This window comes from Nocardiopsis protaetiae (assembly GCF_045446735.1).
Lineage (GTDB): Bacteria > Actinomycetota > Actinomycetes > Streptosporangiales > Streptosporangiaceae > Nocardiopsis > Nocardiopsis protaetiae.
Genome location: NZ_JBJJBV010000521.1, coordinates 1 through 1,406, shown reverse-complemented (window position 1 = coordinate 1,406; position 1,406 = coordinate 1). Strand labels below are relative to the sequence as shown.

Below are 1,406 nucleotides of genomic sequence, written 5' to 3'. Positions count from 1 at the left end.
CTCCGGCGATGCCTCAGGAGCGCTCGATCATCCGCCCCGCCGTGGACCCCTCGGCGACCTCGGCCCCGCGCAGCAGGGTGCGCCGCACCCCGCCGGTGAGCACCGCGCCGTCGTAGGCGCTGACCGGGTTGCGGTGGGCCAGCTCCCGGGCGTCCACCCGCACCTCCTCGTCGGGGGCGAAGAACACCAGGTCGGCGTCGGTCCCGACGGCGATCGACCCCTTGCCGGCCACCCCGGCCACCCGGGCGGGGGCCGCCGACATCCAGCCCACCACCTCGGCCAGCCCGATCCCGCGCCGCCGCGCCTCGGTCCACACCGCGGGCAGCCCCACCTGGAGCCCGGAGATCCCGCCCCAGGCGGTGCCGAAGTCACCGGTGTCCAGGTCCTTGAGGTCGGGGGTGCTCGGCGAGTGGTCGCTGACCACGCAGTCGATCAGGCCCTCGCGCAGCGCCCGCCACAGCAGGTCGCGGTTGCCCTCCCCGCGGATCGGCGGGCAGCACTTGTACCCGGTGGCCCCGGCCGGGACGGTCTCGGCGGCCAGGGTCAGGTAGTGCGGGCAGGTCTCCACCGTCAGGCGCACGCCCTCCGCCCTGGCCCGGGCGATGAGCGGCAGCGCGGCGGCGCTGGACAGGTGCAGGATGTGCGCCCGCACCCCGGTGCGCCGGGCCGTCTCGATGACCAGGGAGATCGCCCGGGTCTCGGCGTCGTCGGGCCGCGAGGCCAGGAACGCGGCGTAGTCGCGCCCGGCGGCGGCCGGCGCCGCCGCCAGCACCTCGGGGTCCTCGGCGTGCACGATGAGCAGCCCGTCGAACGCGGCGATCGCCTCGGCGGCGGTGCCCAGCTCCTCGGCCGAAAGGTGCCCGAACTCGTCGACCCCCGAGGGCGACAGGAACGACTTGAACCCGAACACCCCACGCTCCCACAGCGCGGACAGCTCCTCGGTGTCCCCCGGCCGGCTGTTCTCGGGGACCGCACCGCCCCAGAAGCCCACGTCCACGGCCAGCACGCCGTCGGCGGCCGCCCGCTTGGCGTCCAGCCCGGCGACGGTGGTCGTGGGCGGAACGCTGTTGAGCGGCATGTCCACCAGGGTGGTCACCCCGCCCAGGGCGGCGGCCCGGGTGGCGGAGGCGAACCCCTCCCACTCGGTGCGGCCGGGTTCGTTGACGTGCACGTGGCTGTCCACCAGGCCGGGCAGCAGCACCTCGTCGGCGGCCGCGCGCAGCTCGCGCTCCCCGGTCAGCGGCGCGTCCGCGCCGTCGCGGACCTCGACCACCGTTCCGTCGCGCACCCCGAGGGTCACCGGGCGCTCCCCCTGCGGGGTGAGCGCCCGCTCGGCGCGGACGACCAGATCGAGACGGTCCATCTCCTACCCTTCCTTCACGTCCTTCACGGGGACGCCCGGGCAC

The 1,406-nt window shown here is 76.0% G+C and carries 1 protein-coding gene; it reads right to left on the bottom strand.

What is annotated here, in order from left to right; genetic code table 11:
* Positions 1 to 13 precede the first annotated feature (13 nt).
* Positions 14 to 1,363, bottom strand: a complete 1,350-nt coding sequence (gene allB, locus ACJOT3_RS34485; RefSeq protein WP_406977328.1) for an allantoinase AllB — start codon at positions 1,361 to 1,363, stop codon at positions 14 to 16.
* Between the last annotated feature and the right edge of the window lie 43 nt (positions 1,364 to 1,406).